General features: G+C 63.7%; 15 protein-coding genes and 1 pseudogene. 10 read left to right on the top strand and 6 right to left on the bottom strand.

What is annotated here, in order from left to right; all coding sequences use genetic code 11:
• The 10 genes and pseudogenes from ANI01nite_RS16795 to ANI01nite_RS15795 all read left to right on the top strand — a co-directional run.
• Positions 1-1045: pseudogene (locus ANI01nite_RS16795) on the top strand (hypothetical protein); the annotation flags it as partial.
• 48 nt (positions 1046-1093) lie between these two features.
• Entirely contained in the window at positions 1094-2101 is a 1008-nt protein-coding gene (locus tag ANI01nite_RS15830) for an HAD-IIA family hydrolase (protein ID WP_141359153.1), read from the top strand.
• 2 nt (positions 2102-2103) lie between these two features.
• Positions 2104-2277 carry a hypothetical protein gene (locus ANI01nite_RS16790; protein ID WP_158024703.1) on the top strand — a complete coding sequence of 58 codons (174 nt, stop codon included), beginning with the start codon at positions 2104-2106 and terminating at the stop codon, positions 2275-2277.
• A complete protein-coding gene (locus ANI01nite_RS15825) occupies positions 2274-3062 on the top strand; it encodes a TlyA family RNA methyltransferase (protein ID WP_141359151.1) in 789 nt (262 codons plus the stop codon). The genes ANI01nite_RS16790 and ANI01nite_RS15825 overlap by 4 nt, the downstream gene beginning before the upstream one ends.
• A gap of 74 nt (positions 3063-3136) precedes the next feature.
• Positions 3137-4162, top strand: coding sequence for an NAD kinase (locus ANI01nite_RS15820; RefSeq protein WP_141359149.1), 1026 nt, complete (start codon positions 3137-3139; stop codon positions 4160-4162).
• A 117-nt stretch (positions 4163-4279) separates the two neighbouring features.
• The gene (gene recN / locus ANI01nite_RS15815) at positions 4280-6034 is read left to right on the top strand and encodes a DNA repair protein RecN (protein WP_141359147.1); all 1755 of its coding nucleotides are present in this window, start codon (positions 4280-4282) and stop codon (positions 6032-6034) included.
• A gap of 107 nt (positions 6035-6141) precedes the next feature.
• Complete coding sequence (gene pyrG / locus ANI01nite_RS15810) at positions 6142-7821, top strand: CTP synthase (RefSeq protein WP_038990321.1); 1680 nt, start codon at positions 6142-6144, stop codon at positions 7819-7821.
• 116 nt (positions 7822-7937) lie between these two features.
• Positions 7938-8582, top strand: coding sequence for an NUDIX domain-containing protein (locus ANI01nite_RS15805; RefSeq protein WP_141359145.1), 645 nt, complete (start codon positions 7938-7940; stop codon positions 8580-8582).
• Entirely contained in the window at positions 8579-9502 is a 924-nt protein-coding gene (gene xerD / locus ANI01nite_RS15800) for a site-specific tyrosine recombinase XerD (RefSeq protein ID WP_141359134.1), read from the top strand. Before ANI01nite_RS15805 ends, xerD begins: the two co-directional genes overlap by 4 nt.
• On the top strand, positions 9502-10005 hold the full coding sequence (locus ANI01nite_RS15795; RefSeq protein ID WP_121866500.1) for an 8-oxo-dGTP diphosphatase: 504 nt from the start codon (positions 9502-9504) through the stop codon (positions 10003-10005). Before xerD ends, ANI01nite_RS15795 begins: the two co-directional genes overlap by 1 nt.
• On the opposite strand, the gene ANI01nite_RS15790 is transcribed toward ANI01nite_RS15795, so the two are convergent.
• The 6 genes from ANI01nite_RS15790 to ANI01nite_RS15765 form a co-directional block, all read right to left on the bottom strand.
• Positions 10002-10232 carry a helix-turn-helix domain-containing protein gene (locus ANI01nite_RS15790; RefSeq protein WP_066137503.1) on the bottom strand — a complete coding sequence of 77 codons (231 nt, stop codon included), beginning with the start codon at positions 10230-10232 and terminating at the stop codon, positions 10002-10004. The two genes, ANI01nite_RS15795 and ANI01nite_RS15790, sit on opposite strands and share 4 nt — an antisense overlap.
• The gene (locus tag ANI01nite_RS15785) at positions 10232-10729 is read right to left on the bottom strand and encodes a DUF2975 domain-containing protein (RefSeq protein WP_141359132.1); all 498 of its coding nucleotides are present in this window, start codon (positions 10727-10729) and stop codon (positions 10232-10234) included. The genes ANI01nite_RS15790 and ANI01nite_RS15785 overlap by 1 nt, the downstream gene beginning before the upstream one ends.
• Positions 10730-10881: 152 nt before the next feature.
• Positions 10882-12021 carry a bifunctional 2-methylcitrate synthase/citrate synthase gene (locus tag ANI01nite_RS15780; RefSeq protein ID WP_038990327.1) on the bottom strand — a complete coding sequence of 380 codons (1140 nt, stop codon included), beginning with the start codon at positions 12019-12021 and terminating at the stop codon, positions 10882-10884.
• A 95-nt stretch (positions 12022-12116) separates the two neighbouring features.
• Positions 12117-13046 carry a methylisocitrate lyase gene (gene prpB, locus ANI01nite_RS15775; RefSeq protein WP_038990328.1) on the bottom strand — a complete coding sequence of 310 codons (930 nt, stop codon included), beginning with the start codon at positions 13044-13046 and terminating at the stop codon, positions 12117-12119.
• Between the two features lies 1 nt (position 13047).
• A complete protein-coding gene (locus ANI01nite_RS15770) occupies positions 13048-14565 on the bottom strand; it encodes an MmgE/PrpD family protein (protein WP_141359129.1) in 1518 nt (505 codons plus the stop codon).
• Positions 14562-15215, bottom strand: coding sequence for a GntR family transcriptional regulator (locus tag ANI01nite_RS15765; protein ID WP_141359127.1), 654 nt, complete (start codon positions 15213-15215; stop codon positions 14562-14564). The genes ANI01nite_RS15770 and ANI01nite_RS15765 overlap by 4 nt, the downstream gene beginning before the upstream one ends.
• Positions 15216-15302: the final 87 nt, after the last annotated feature.

Genomic DNA, 15302 nt, shown 5'->3' with positions numbered 1-15302 from the left:
CGAGCGTCGTGATGACAACCGTGGTGGCGGCTTCAAGCGCGCCGATGACCGTCGTTCCAAGGGGGATCGTCCAGCACGCGAGGACCGCTTTGCCGACAAGCGCGAGAATGCGCCACGCGCGCACAACCCGGGCGACCTGCGCATCTCGAACCGAGCCGATCGCGAGCAGTCCCCGGACATTGATGAAGACGTTACCGGCAAGGAGCTGGACCGCGTGGCACGCGCACAGCTGCGCTACCTCGAAGAGCGTTCGGCAAGCTGGGTCGCCAAGCACCTGGTGATGGCTGGCCGCCTGCTGGAAGAGGACCCGGAACTGGCTTACCAGCACACCCTGGCGGCATCGCGCCGTGGCGGCCGCGTCGCCGTCGTGCGCGAAGCCGTTGGCATTGCCGCCTACCATGCCGGCAAGTACGCCGACGCGCTGCGTGAGCTGCGCACCCACCGCCGCATTTCCGGTTCGGACTACAACCTGCCGTTGATCGCCGACTCGCTGCGCGGCCTGGGCCGTGCGGAGAAAGCCATCGAGCTGGCGCACTCCGAGGAATGCGCCAACCTGGAAACTGCCGTCAAGGTCGAAATGCAGATGGTTGCCGCTGGATCCTACGCCGACCTGGGTAAGCTGGACAAGGCACTGGCTGAGCTGGAGTCGCTGGAGCAGCTGAACTTCAACCGCGCCTTCTCCTTCAGCCCGCGCCTGTTCACCGCCTACGCTGACCTGCTCTCGGCTGCCGGCCGTGCAGAAGACGCGAAGCGCTGGAATGCACAGGTGGAGGTTGCCGAAAGCGCCCTGGGCATCGAACGCGAAACCGAATCCTTCATCATGGACCTGGCTCCGGAGCTGGACGAGGAAGAGGAAACCCCGCGTGCCAAGGATCTGATCGAACCTTCCGAGTCCTCGGAAGCGGCTGCCGACGCAACCGCAGAAGAAGCTGAAGAGCCTGAAGCCGAGCAGACCGGCATCGACGAGGACGATGACCTGAACGTGGTCGTCGAATCCGACACGGACGCCGCCGAAGCCGACGTGGAAGACGAATCGACGAAGTAAGCTTTGGCGTAGCAGCCAAATACCTAAAGTAGTAGGAACCACCACCGAATGCTGATCTCCGGATTTGATTCTGTCCTCTCCGATTTGGATGGCGTCGTCTATGCTGGCCCGAACGCCATTGACGACGCCGTCGAGTCGCTGAACACCCTCGCGGAAGTGAATGTCACACTGGCGTTCATTACCAACAATGCCGGGCGTTCGCCGATGTCGGTCGCGGCGCACCTGCGCCAGCTGGGTGTGAAGACCAGCGCCGAGCAGGTCTTCGGCTCGGCCGACGCCGGCGCGGAGATGCTGGCCCGCGAACTGAATCCGGGATCCAAGGTCCTGGTGGTCGGTTCCCCCTACCTGCGCGAATGCATTGCCGTGCGCGGGCTGGAAGTCGTCGAAACCCATAAGGAAGAACCCGTAGCGGTGATCCAGGGGTTCGACCCGGACATCTCGTGGACGAACCTGGCCGAGGCCAGCTATGCGATCAATAACGGCGCCGCATGGGTTGCCACCAACACCGACCTGACGATCCCGCGCGCCGAGGGCCTGGCCCCGGGCAACGGGTCGCTGGTCAACGCGGTGAAGCTGGCTACCAGCGTGGAACCGCGGGTGGCCGGAAAGCCCGAATCCTACCTGTTCGCACGGGCCGCCGACCGGCTGGATTCCCAGCGCCCGCTGGTCGTCGGCGACCGCCTGGACACCGACATCCTCGGCGGCTTCCGCGCAGGGTTCTCCACCGCGCTGGTGCTCACCGGCGTCGACACCCCGCGCACAGCGCTGGGCGCTCCGGTCGAGCAGCGACCCAACTACCTCATCAACTCCCTGGCCGACCTGTACCGTCCCTACCCGACCATCAAGGTACTCGGCTACGGCGTGCAGGTCGGCGACGCGGTCGCCAAGGTCGATCACGGCGCGATCGAAGTGACGGGCAGCGACCAGGACCTGAACACCTGGCGCGCCGCCTGCCATGCCTGGTGGCTGGCCCACCCGCGCCAGTCGCGGCACGAAGAACCGGAAATCCGGTTCACCGAACGCGGGCTGGATGCCCTGCGGAAGGTGCGAGGCTAGCCATGCAGCCACAGGAACCTGTCCCAGGCCCTGGCCCCCGAGGGCTGGATGAGGCGGCAGTCGAGCAGGCGCTGTCCTCGCTGGCCGACCACGACATTACCGAGCATGCCGGAATCTATGAGCAGCTGCTTGCCGGCCTGCAGCACGAACTGAACCGTACGGAGCACGGCGCGTGAATCGCCTGGATCAAGAACTTGTCACCAGGGCGCTGGCGCGTTCGCGCACCGAAGCTGCCAAGCTGATCGATGCCGGGAGGGTGCTGCTGAACGGGCAGGCAATCGCCAAGGCCTCCAAGAAGGTGTCCGCGGCCGACGAGCTGGCCCTGGTGCCCAGCGAAGGCGAGGAGTACGTCTCTCGTGCCGGGCACAAGCTCGCCGGCGCACTAGATGTCTTTGCGACTATCGATCCAGCCGGCCTGCGCTGCCTGGATGCTGGTGCCTCCACCGGCGGTTTCACCGACGTGCTGCTGCGCCGCGGGGCAAAGTCCGTGGTCGCAGCCGATGTAGGCCATGGACAGCTGGTCGATGAGATCCGCGAAGACCCGCGCGTCACGGTCCGCGAAGGGCTGAACGTGCGCTATCTGCTCCCCGAAGATATTGGTGGACCAGTCGACCTCGTAGTAGCCGACTTGTCCTTTATCTCGCTGCGCCTGGTGATCGACGCTTTGGCCTCGGCCACCAAGGACGGCGGCGGGCTGCTGCTGATGGTCAAGCCGCAGTTCGAGGTAGGGCGCGAGCATCTGAACCGTACCGGCGTGGTCACCGATCCGCAGCTGCGCCGCAGCGCCGTGGAAGCGGTCGTGGCCAGCGCGCACGCTGCGGGCCTGCAACTGCGCGGCTTGGCCCGCAGCCCCCTGCCGGGACAGGACGGCAACGTCGAATTCTTCCTCTGGCTGGCCGCCGGCGGGAATCCACAGCCTGCCGATGTGCCGCTCATCGGGCAGGACGTTGACTATTCTTAGTAGTGACGTGTTTTAGCCGTGGTCGATAACCACGGTCATTTTGCACCTCGCGAAGCTGAGAGGGGCCGACCACCTTGCGCCGAATCCTGATTTTCACCCATACCGGCCGCCAAGAAGCGATTACCGCGGCCATCGAAACCTGCGCCCTGCTCAATGAAGCAGGCGCCATCCCGGTGATGCGCCGCAAGGACCAGCTGGCGATGACCGAAGCGATCGGCGCGGCTGTGCCCTCGGTGCAGGTGCTCGACGAGGATTGCCAGATCGAAGACGTCGACTTGGGCGTGGTGCTCGGCGGCGACGGCTCGGTGCTGCGCGCCGCGGAACTGGTCCGCGAATCCCCGATGCCGCTGGTGGGCGTGAACCTCGGGCATGTGGGTTTCCTCGCCGAAGCTGAACGCAGCGAACTGGCCTCCACCGTCCAGGCGCTGGTCAATGAGACCTATACCGTGGAAGAGCGCATGACCATCGAGGTCAAGGTGTGGCTGGATAACGTCTGCCTTGCCGAGACCTGGGCCTTGAACGAGGCCGCCGTGGAAAAGGCCAACCGCGAGCGCATGGTCGAGGTCGTGATCGAGGTCGACGGGCGTCCGATCTCCACCTTCGGCTGCGATGGCGTCGTAATGGCCACGCCGACCGGCTCCACAGCCTATTCCTTCTCTGCCGGCGGACCGGTGGTGTGGCCGGATGTCGCGGCGCTGATCATGGTGCCGATCTCCGCGCATGCCCTGTTCGCCAAGCCCCTGGTCATTTCCCCGGATTCGACCATGGCCGTGGAAATGCTCACCCGCACCGATGCCGGCGCGGTGCTCTGGTGCGATGGCCGGCGCACCATCGAGCTGCCGCCGGGAGCCCGCGTGGAAGTGACGCGCAGCGATCGGCCGGTCTACATGGCACGGCTGAACACGACCCCATTCTCCGAGCGACTGGTCAACAAATTCGAACTGCCAATTACCGGCTGGCGCGGTCCGGCAACGGAAGAGGCCCGCCGTCCGGCAACCACGGCATTGCCGGTGATCGGGCCGGGACTGCAAAGCGTCGATCCGCACTACCGCGATGAACCGGGGATCCCCATGGTGGGACGGCCTGAGGACCAAGGCTAACCGCCCGCATCAGCGAAAAATTCTCCACCCGCTCGAACATAGTTGCGAAAAATAGGATTAGAACACATATACTAAAAACGCACGGTACGACTTGAACTCGACATTCGGGAGCAGGCAATGATTCAGGAAATCCAGATCTCCAACCTCGGAGTGATTACCGAGGCCACGCTGCCGCTTGGCCCCGGGCTCACGGTAGTCACCGGTGAAACGGGCGCTGGCAAGACCATGGTGATCACCGCCCTGTCCATGCTGCTTGGACGCCGGGCCGATGCCGGTGCGGTGCGCAACGGTGCCAAGCACGCCCTGGCCGAAGCCGTAGTGCACCTGCCCCCGGATCACCACGTGCTCGATGCCGCAGGCCAGGCCGGTGCGTTCATCGAGCCGGCGGGGGAGAACAGCGAGCTGCTGCTGTCCCGCTCGCTCTCGGCCCAAGGTCGTTCGCGGGCCACCATTGGCGGACGAAGCGCCCCGGTCGGGTTGCTGGCCGAGCTGGGCCATGATCTGGTTGCCGTCCACGGCCAGTCGGACCAGATCCGCCTGAAAGAACCTGTTGCCCAGCGTGACGCGTTGGACCGCTTTGCCGGTAGCTCGCTGTCGCGCACGCTCAGCAGCTACCAACGCGCCTATCGCCAGTGGCGTTCGGCTTCCAAGGAGCTGGCTGGCCTGAAAACCGATTCGCGCAACCGCGTACGCGAAGCAGAGAACTTGCGCCTGGCGTTGGACGAGATCGATTCGCTGGATCCGCAGCCCGGCGAGGACGAGTCGCTGCGCGAGCAATCCATGAAGCTGGGCAATATCGAATCCCTGCGTACCGCCTGCCAGCAGGCCCAGGCCATCATCGACTCCGAAGATTTCGAAAACCCGGGCGTGACGACCTTGGCCGAGACCGCCCGCGGCGTGCTGGGCCAGGCCAGCGGCGATGACACCGTGCTGGCGGCTTTCGCAGAGCGGGCAGCTGAATTGGGCATTCTTGCATCTGAGCTCTCCAGTGATCTTTCCTCCTACGTAGCCGACCTCGATGAAGAAGGCCCGGAGCGCTTGGCGCAGATTGAAGCCCGCCGTGCCGACCTGAACAAGCTCATGCGCAAGTACGCGCCGAGCATCGATGAGGTGCTGGCCTGGGCGGCCGAATCCCGCTCCCGGCTCGAAGAACTTGGCGGGGACGACTCGCGCATCGAGGAACTGGAAGTAGAAGTCGTCGACCTGGAGCACAAGGTTTCCTCGCTGGCCTCGGACCTCTCCGATGCGCGCCGCAAGGCAGCCAAGAAGCTCTCCGCGCAGGTTTCGGCCGAGCTGAAGGCCCTGGCGATGCCCGATGCCAAGCTCGTCATCGAGGTGAGCGAATTGGAAGAACCCGGCGGTTTCGGGCAAGACGCAATCTCCATGCTGCTGGCCCCGCATGCTGGCGCTTCGCCGCGGCCGCTGGGCAAGGGGGCCAGCGGCGGCGAGCTCTCCCGCGTCATGCTAGCCATAGAAGTCGTCCTGGCAGCCGTCGATCCGGTACCGACCTTCGTCTTCGATGAAGTGGACCAGGGCGTGGGCGGCAAGGCAGCGGTGGCCATTGGCGAGCGCCTGGCCATGCTGGCCAAGCATGTGCAGGTCATCGTGGTGACCCACCTGCCCCAGGTGGCCGCCTATGCGGATCGGCATATCCGTGTGATCAAGAATTCAGATGCCAAGTTGAAGGCCGGAGCTGGCTACACTGCCAGCGACGTCATCAGCCTGGATCAGGAAGCCCGCGTCAAGGAGCTTGCGCGCATGCTCGCCGGCCAAGAGGAATCCGGCACCGCGCAGGCGCATGCCGAGGAGCTGCTCGAGGATGCCCAGAAGCTAGTGTCATCGCTCACCTCAAAGAAATTGGCGAAGGCCTAAAAGTCTTGGTGAACCCCTGAATTACGCGGATGCTATGGCATTGGCCGGTGGTGCACTAGAGTCTTATGAGGATGCGAAATATTGGAATGGTGATAGGATGAAATCCCGTGGTGCAGCGTAATTCAACTCGTGATTCTCGGTCGTCTGAAACGACAAAGCATATCTTCGTCACCGGCGGTGTGGCCTCTTCCCTGGGTAAGGGTTTGACGGCATCCAGCCTCGGACATCTACTTCGAGCTCGTGGTCTCTCAGTGACCATGCAGAAGCTCGACCCGTACCTGAACGTCGATCCAGGTACCATGAACCCTTTCCAGCACGGTGAAGTCTTCGTTACCGACGATGGCGCCGAAACCGACCTGGACATCGGCCACTACGAGCGTTTCCTGGACGAAAACCTGCCAGGTACCGCCAACGTGACCACCGGACAGGTCTACTCGACCGTCCTGGAACGCGAACGCCGCGGTGAATACCTCGGCGATACCGTGCAGGTCATCCCGCACATTACCGATGAGATCAAGCGCCGCATGCGCTTGGCGGCTACCGACCCGGGCGCCGGCAAGTCGGCTCCCGACGTGATCATCACGGAAATCGGTGGCACCGTTGGCGATATCGAATCCCAGCCATTCCTCGAGGCGGCGCGCCAGGTCCGCCAGGACATCGGCCGAAAGAACGCATTCTTCGTGCACGTTTCCCTGGTTCCGTTCATCGGACCGAGCCATGAACTGAAGACCAAGCCTACCCAGCACTCCGTTGCGGCTTTGCGCTCGATCGGCATCCAGCCAGACGCACTGGTGATCCGCTCGGACCGGCCAATCCCTGCGGAGATGCGCGCCAAGCTCGGCCGCACCTGCGATGTGGACACCGAAGCAGTCATCAACTGCGCCGACGCTCCAAGCATCTACGACATCCCCAAGGTCATCCACTCCCAAGGCCTGGACGCTTACATCGTCCAGACCTTGGAGATGAAGTTCCGCGATGTGGACTGGGAGTCGTGGGATCGACTGCTCGAAGTCGTGCACAACCCGGCAACCGAGCTGACCGTCGCTTTGGTGGGCAAGTACATCGATCTGCCGGATGCCTACCTGTCGGTCACCGAAGCACTGCGTGCCGGCGGTTTCGCCAACAACGCGAAGGTCAACATCCGCTGGGTGCCGGCTGACGACTGCGCTACCGAGGCAGGGGCTGCCAAGGCGCTTGAAGGCGCAGAAGCAATCTGCGTCCCCGGCGGCTTCGGCATCCGCGGCCTGGAAGGCAAGCTGGGCGCACTGCGCTTCGCTCGCGAAAACAAGCTGCCAACCCTGGGCCTGTGCCTGGGGCTGCAGTCGATGGTCATCGAATACGCCCGCAACATGGCTGGCCTCACCGATGCCTCGTCCACCGAATTCGATCCAGAAACCTCGACCCCGGTCATCGCTACCATGGAAGAGCAGCTGGAGATCGTCGACGGCAAGGGCGATCTGGGCGGCACCATGCGACTGGGCCTGTACGACGCGAAGCTGCTTGAAGGTTCGGTTCTTGCTGAAACCTATGGCAAGACCGAGGTCGCAGAGCGCCACCGCCACCGCTACGAGGTCAACAACGCATACCGTGCCCAGCTTGAAGAAGCTGGTCTGGTCTTCGCTGGCACCTCGCCAGACGGCAGCCTGGTCGAGTTCGTTGAACTGCCGAAGGACGTGCACCCGTACTACGTCTCCACGCAGGCGCACCCAGAGCTCTCCAGCCGCCCAACTCGCCCGCACCCGCTGTTCGCAGGTCTGGTCGAGGCAGCCCTGGAGCTGCGCAAGTAATACAGCTTGCCAGGGGTGAAACTCTGAAGGCAATGCGCGCCGGTCAGTACTGACCGGCGCGTTGCTGTTTAAGCTGGAGAGTAACGACCAGCTTTTTCTACCGAAGGACGATCCTCGTGCCGCTGCATCCGATAGCCGATGAATTCTCACCGCGTGAATTGCTGAACCGCGAAACCGTGTACGAGGGCCGCATCTGGGACGTCATCCATGACTCCGTGAAGCTCTCTGAATCAGGGGCGACGATCGAACGCGACTACATCAACCACCCCGGTGCGGTCAGCGTGCTGGTCATGGACGCCGAGGAACGCATCTTGATGGTCAACCAGTACCGCCACCCGGTCGGCATGCGCCTGTGGGAAATCCCGGCCGGCCTGCTCGACGTAGCTGGCGAACCGCCGTTGGAAGCTGCCAAGCGAGAATTGTGGGAAGAAGCGGACCGCACCGCCGATCACTGGTCCATCCTCACCGATGTCTTCTTGAGCCCGGGCTCGTCGGCCGAGGCCGTGCGGATCTACCTGGCACGCGATGCGAAGCTGGTCGCAGCAGACCATCGCCATCAGCGGACCGAAGAGGAAGCCGAAATGGTCAGCACCTGGGTTCCCCTGGAAGAAGCCGTTGCCGCGGTGCTGGCAGGAAAGATCCATAACCCCACCGCGACCATCGCCATCCTGGCCGCCCATGCCGCCCGCGCCAACAAGTACCTCGACCTGCGCGATGCGAACGAGCCATTCGACGTGCACCCGTACCTGCGCGAAGGATGAGCAACCGGTTCGAAACCCCGCTCAAGCGCTACCTGCAGCATCTGGCGATCGAGCGCGGGCTGGCCGAGAACACCTTGGTGTCCTACCGCAGGGACCTGACCCGATACACGGATGCGCTGCAAGCGGCAGGCATCGCGCAGCCGCAGCAGATTACCGAGGCAGCCATCAGCGGCTACCTGCAGGAGCTCTCGCGCGGAGACGAAGAGCATCAGCCGTTGAGTGCCCGCTCCGTCGCACGCCACTCGGTAGCCATCCGCCAGCTGCACAAGTACTGGGAGCTCGAAGGGATCTGCGCGCCGAATCCTGCCCGCGAGATCCAGCCCCCGGCCATCGGCCAATCCCTGCCCAAGGCAATATCCATCGACCAGGTCACCCGGATCCTCGAATCGGTGAGCATCGAAACCCCTGCCGGACTGCGGGACCGGGCGATCCTGGAATTCTTGTACTCCACCGGCGCACGCATATCCGAAGTCGTGGACTTGGATGTCGATGATCTGCACTTTGCCGACGATGCCGTGGTGCGCTTGTTCGGCAAGGGATCCAAGGAGCGGGTGGTTCCGGTCGGCAGGTACGCCCAGCGTGCGGTCAGCGATTATCTGGTACGTGCTCGTCCCGGGCTGGCCGCCAAGGGAAAGGGCACCCCGGCATTGTTCCTGAACCAGCGCGGGGGACGGCTCTCGCGCCAATCGGTATGGCTGCTGCTGGCCAAGGCGGCCGAACGGGCCGGGATAACTACCGAGGTCTCTCCGCATACGCTGCGCCATTCCTTCGCCACGCATTTACTGGAGGGCGGAGCAGATGTCAGGGTGGTCCAGGAACTGCTGGGGCATGCATCGGTCACCACCACGCAGATCTACACCAAGGTCACCGTTGATTCGCTGCGCGAGGCCTACCAGTTGGCCCACCCGAGGGTGAACTAGTGGCGGGCCGCCGGATGCCCGGTGCCAAGCAGGTAGCCCTCGTTGCCCTGCTGCAGGAACGCGCCGGTCGCCTGCACGTGCTGCTCGGGCGCAAGCGCCGCGGGTTCGGCAAGGGAAATATCGTCTTGCCCGGCGGCAAGATCGAGCCCGGAGAGAGTGCTGTGCAAGCGGCCATCCGGGAATTCCGCGAGGAAACTGGCCTGGTGCTCGCACCGCAGGAACTGGAGCTTGCGGCACAAATCAATTTCCGATTCCCGGCTCAGCCGGCAGCCGACATGGAATGCGCAACCTTCATTGCTAGGCAAGCAACGGGCCAGCCGGAAGCCACCGAGGAACTGGAGCCGCTGTGGGCAGATCCGGATGCCCTGCCGGTCGAGCAGATGTGGCAGGATTCCCCGTTGTGGCTGCCCAAGCTCGTAGCCGGTGGGAATTTCACCGTTGAAATCGTGCTGGCGCGGGACAACATTTCGGTGCAGGAGATCAGCTTCGAGAACTGGGACTAGCTATCGGCCAGTTGCCCGTCTTCGCCGGGTTCAAAGACCAGCAGGTCGCCTGGCTGGCAATCCAGCTCCCGGCACAGCGCTTCAAGGGTGCTGAAGCGCACCGCCTTGGCACGCCCATTCTTGAGCACAGCGAGGTTGGCCGGGGTAATGCCGATGCGTTCGGCCAACTCGCCGACGGCCATTTTACGGCGGGCCAGCATCACGTCGATATCTACGCGGATTCCCATCAGATGACGCCGCCCAGCTCGGTCCGCAGCTCAGCTGCCTGTGCCTCGGTCATCGCGGCTTGCGCGAGCAGCTGGCGCAGCACGAGCACGATGATGCTGATCCCGATCATCAGCAGCCCGGCTCCGCCAACGAGGAGGACGACCCCAGGGGCGATGTCGGTGCTCGCGGCAAAGATGGTGCCGAGGGCGAAAGTGGCAAGCGCACCAACCGCGAAGGCGACGATGATGGGGGTGACATAGCCCAGCGACGCGGGATCGAAGACGGTGCCGCGCTTGACTCTCGTAGCCAGTTTCCACACGCTGTAGACACAAGTTTCAATGACCAGTCCGGCGAGAATCAGATAGCCGAAGAAAGCGGCTTGGAAGAACTTGTCGGTGCCGTTGCTTGGCGATTCATGGATAAGGATCATCGGTATCATGAACAGCTGGACAAAGAGCGTTCCGGCCAGGATGACGGCGAGAACTACCTTCAGGCCGATAATGCTGTATTTTCCCATGGCTAGGACCTTATCGTTCTTCGAAATGTTTCTATCGTTAAACGATAGGGCAAGAGGTCTGCGACGGCAACTCCGGATAGCTTGGGCATGCGAATGGCCACGGGCTGACGCGCTTGCGCCATTCCCGTGGCCAATGCCAGGAAGCGAAATTCCTACAGCGAACGCTGCTCCACGCCGTTGTAGGCCGAAAGCGGGCGGATCAGCGCGTTGGCTGCGCGCTGCTCGAAGATGTGGCTGGTCCAACCGGTGATGCGCGCCGCGATGAAGATCGGGGTGAACATCTCGGTGTCGAAGCCCATCAGGTGATAGGTGGGACCGGCAGGGTAGTCGAGGTTCGGCTTGATGGCCTTGGCCTCGTCCATGGCGGCCTCCAGGCCGTCGTACAGGCCCAGCATTTCATGGCGGCCATAGTGCTCGATCATGCGATCCAGTGCGGCCTTCATGGTAGGCACGCGGGAGTCGCCGTGCTTGTAGACGCGGTGGCCGAAGCCCATGACCTTCTTCTTGGCGGCCAGTGCTTCTTCCATCCAGGCCTTGGCGCGCTTGGCGGCATCCTCGCGGGATTCCTCCTTGTTGATGCCGATCTCGTTGAAGGTGTGCATGACTGCTTCGTTGGCGCCGCCGTGCAGCGGGCCCTTCAGCGCGCCGATCGCCCCGGTGACTGCCGAGTGCAGGTCGGAGAGGGTCGAGGTGATTACGCGGGCGGTGAAGGTCGAAGCGTTGAAGGAGTGCTCCGCGTAGAGCACCATGGACACGCGGAAGGCGTCGACAACCTCTGGGGCCGCTTCTTCGCCGAAGGCCATCCACAGGAAGTTCGAGGAGTAGTCCAGATCCTCGCGTGGAGCCACGGCATCCTGGCCGCGGCGGCGGCGCTGGTCGTAGGCAACCACTGCAGGGAAGGCGGCGAACAGTTCCTTGGCCTTGAGCAGCTCAGCCTCGGGGGAGGAGTTCTCGGCCTCGGGGTGGTTGGCGCCAATCACCGAGACCGCGGTGCGGCCCACGTCCATCGGGTGGCAGTCGGTTGGCAGCAGGTCGATGGCTGCCTTGACGCGTGGGTCCAGAGCGCGGTTGGCCCGCTCGAAAGCGCAGAACTCGGTCAGTTCGCTTTGGGTTGGCAGCTCGCCGGTCCAGAGCAGCAGTGCCACCTCTTCGAACGACTTGTTCGCGGCCAGGTCCTGGACGGGGTAGCCGCGGTAGAGCAGCGAGTTGGTTTCTGGATTGACCTTGGAGACGGCGGTGTAGTCAACGACGACGCCTGCCAGGCCCTTCTTGATTTCCTCGGTGGCAGTCATTCTTGCTCCTCTTCATTGCCGGAGAATAGTAATGCTTTGGATTGCGCCGGCCAGCGGGTGCCGGCCGGCGCAGATGGTGCTAAATGCTTGCGAGCCTAGAGGTTCGCGCTGTTGGAATCAATGTCCAGGGTCGGGACCTGGAAGTTGAAGATTCCGGTATCGAAGCGGTTGTAGGCCTCGTAGTCCACGAGCTCGTACAAACGTGACCTAGTCAACATGTTATCCACTTCGCGCTGCTGGGTGCCATCTTCGCTGATGGCATCCAGTACGCGTTCAGCGGCGCCCATGGCGCTGCGCAGCAGGGTGACCGGGTAGATGATCAACGCGACGCCGGCATCTGCCAGTTCCTGGCGCTTGAACAATTCCGACTTGCCGAACTCGGTCATGTTGGCCAGCACCGGCACGTCCACCGCGTTGCAGATCGCCTCGAACTCGGCGACGTTCTTCATCGCCTCCGGGAAGATCGCGTCCGCTCCGGCATCAACCATCGCCTTGGCGCGATCGACGGCCGAATCCAGGCCCTCGACCGCGCGGATGTCGGTGCGGGCCATGATCAGGAAGTTCGCATCGATGCGCGCGTCGGCGGCGGCCGCGATGCGCTTGAGCATGGTTTCGGTATCCACCACGTTCTTGCCATCCAGGTGGCCGCAGCGCTTCGGGTTGAACTGGTCCTCGATGTGGCAGCCCGCCAGGCCGGCGTATTCCAGTTCCTGGATGGTGCGGGCCACGTTCATCGGCTCGCCGAAACCTGTATCGGCATCCACGATCGACGGCAGGTCGGTCATGCGGGCGATCTGCCCGGCGCGGGTGGCGACCTCGGTCAGCGAGGTCAGGCCGATATCCGGCAGGCCCAGGTCGTTGGCCAGCACCGCACCGGAGATGTAGACGCCGTCGAAGTTCTTCTCGCTGATCAGCTTGGCCGAGAGCGGGTTGAAGGCTCCGGGGAACTGGCGGGCAGCACCCGGGGTGAGCATCTCGCGCAGCGCGGCGCGCTTTGCATCTGGAGTTTTGGTTGAATACAGCATCTTAGAACAGGCCCTTCGGTGCGGCCGCGGTGTCGATGACGCCTGCTGCGGCCTGGATGTTCAGCTGGTCCAGTTCGCCGGCGGCCAGGTTTTCCAAGTTCTCGGCGGCGGCGATGAAGCGGTTGATCTCTGCCTCATCGACCAGGCCCTTAGCCAGGGTGCGGAACTTGTTGATGTACTGCTCGCGGGCGAATGGACGTGCGCCCAGCGGGTGCGCGTCGGCCACGGCGATCTGATCGGTGATCACGGTGCCGTCGTTCAGGGTGATTTCCACCGAACCGCCGAAGGCCTTCTCCGAGATGTCCAGCGAGTGGTAGCGGCGGGTCCACTCGGCGTCTTCCTCGGTGGTGACCTTGTTCCACAGCTCAACGGTATCGGCACGGCCGGCGCGCTCCGGCGAGTAGGAATCCACGTGGTGCCAGGCGCCGTCCTGCAGGGCGACGGTGAAGATGTACGGGATCGAGTGGTCCAGGGTCTCGCGCGAAGCGGTCGGATCGTACTTCTGCGGGTCGTTGGCGCCGGAGCCGATGACGTAGTGGGTGTGGTGGCTGGTCTTGATCAGCACCGACTTCACGTTCTTCGGGTCGGTGGCTTCCGGGTGCTCGCCGTGCAGCTTGCGGGCCAGGTCGATCCAGGCCTGCGCCTGGTACTCGGCCGAGTGCTCCTTGGTGTAGGTGTCCAGGATGGCGCGCTTGGCTTCGCCGGCCTCTGGCAGCGGCACCTCGTAGGCGGCATCCTTGCCATCGAGCATCCAGGCGATGACGCCGTCTTCGCCTTCGTAGATCGGCACTGGGGAGGTCTGGCCGCGCATGGCGCGGTCGGCAGCCTCGACTGCCATCTTGCCGGCGAAGGCCGGGGCGTGGGCCTTCCAGGTGGAGATTTCGCCCTTGCGCGACTGGCGGGTGGCGGTGGTGGTGTGCAGGCCCTGGCCCACGGCCTGGAAGATGGTCTCGACATCGAGTCCGAGCAGGGTGCCGATGCCGGCGGCGGCCGATGGGCCCAGGTGCGCTACGTGATCGATCTTGTGCTTGTGCAGGCAGATGGCCTTGACCAGGTCCACCTGGATTTCGTAGCCGGTGGCGATGCCGCGGATCAGGTCCTTGCCCGATGCGCCGGTGTGCTGGGCAACGGCCAGGATCGGCGGAATGTTATCGCCCGGGTGGGAGTACTCGGCGGCCAGGAAGGTGTCGTGGTAGTCCAGTTCGCGCACGGCCACGCCGTTGGCCCAGGCGGCCCATTCGGGGGACACCTTCTCGGAAATGCCGAACACCGAGGCACCCTTGCCGCCGGTGGAAGGGGCGTGGGCCAGCGCCTGGGCGCGGGCAGCGACGATCGGGCCGCGGTTCAGCGACGCGATGGCAACCGAAGCGTTGTCGATGATGCGGTTGATGATCATTTCGGTCACTTCGCTGGTGACCTCTACCGGATCGGCGGCAACCTTGGCGATCTTATGTGCCAGCTGGTCTTCGCGAGCCAGGTTTTCCTCGGAGCGGTATACGCGTACTGGGTGGTTGATCATGCTAACTGCCTTTCTGATCCGACCGCGTGGGTCATGATGTGGGTGAAGGATTCGTGCAGGTGGACTGTGGTGGCCGCGGCTGCGACCTCTGGGTTTCCGCTGGCAATCGCTCGTGCGATGGCCGCATGCTCGGAAGCGGAAGCCTTGAGCCTTTCGGGGTTGTCCTTGGCCAGGCGCCGCACCCGTTGCAGGTTCACCCGCAAGGTGCGCAGCGCGTTGGACAGGTACTTGTTGCTGGCCGCTTCGTCGATCGACTCGTCCAGCAGCTGCACCAGCTGGTAGTAGGACTCCCGGGATCCGGGAAGCTCCACTTCCTTGACGGCTGCTTCGAAGCGGCTGGCCAACTCGTTGAAGGCCGATCGCCCCGTCGACTTGGCAGCTTCGCGTGCGCTGGCGCATTCCAGTGCCACGCGCAGAACGAACAGGTCAGCTACGTGGTCTTCGCTGACCTCGGACACGACGGCGCCGCGTCCGCGTTGCTGCACCGCCAAGCCGTCGGCGACCAATCGGCCCAGGGCCTCGCGCACCGGAGTGCGGGAAATGCCCAGGCGTTCGGACTGCTCTACTTCTGCAAGAACGGTGCCGGGAGCCAGCCGCCATTCGACGATGTCGGCGCGGAGGCTCTCGTAGACCTTATCGCTTGCTCTCATGGCTCCAGTGTATACATAGAAGCGGGAAATGTGTGAGCTGGATCCAATTTATTTGGAATTTTTTCGAAATCTGTATACAACGTAGTT

It is taken from the genome of Glutamicibacter nicotianae (assembly GCF_006539525.1).
Lineage (GTDB): Bacteria > Actinomycetota > Actinomycetes > Actinomycetales > Micrococcaceae > Glutamicibacter > Glutamicibacter nicotianae.
The sequence above is the reverse complement of the archived record's forward strand: the minus strand, read 5'-3'. Positions and strand labels throughout refer to the sequence as shown.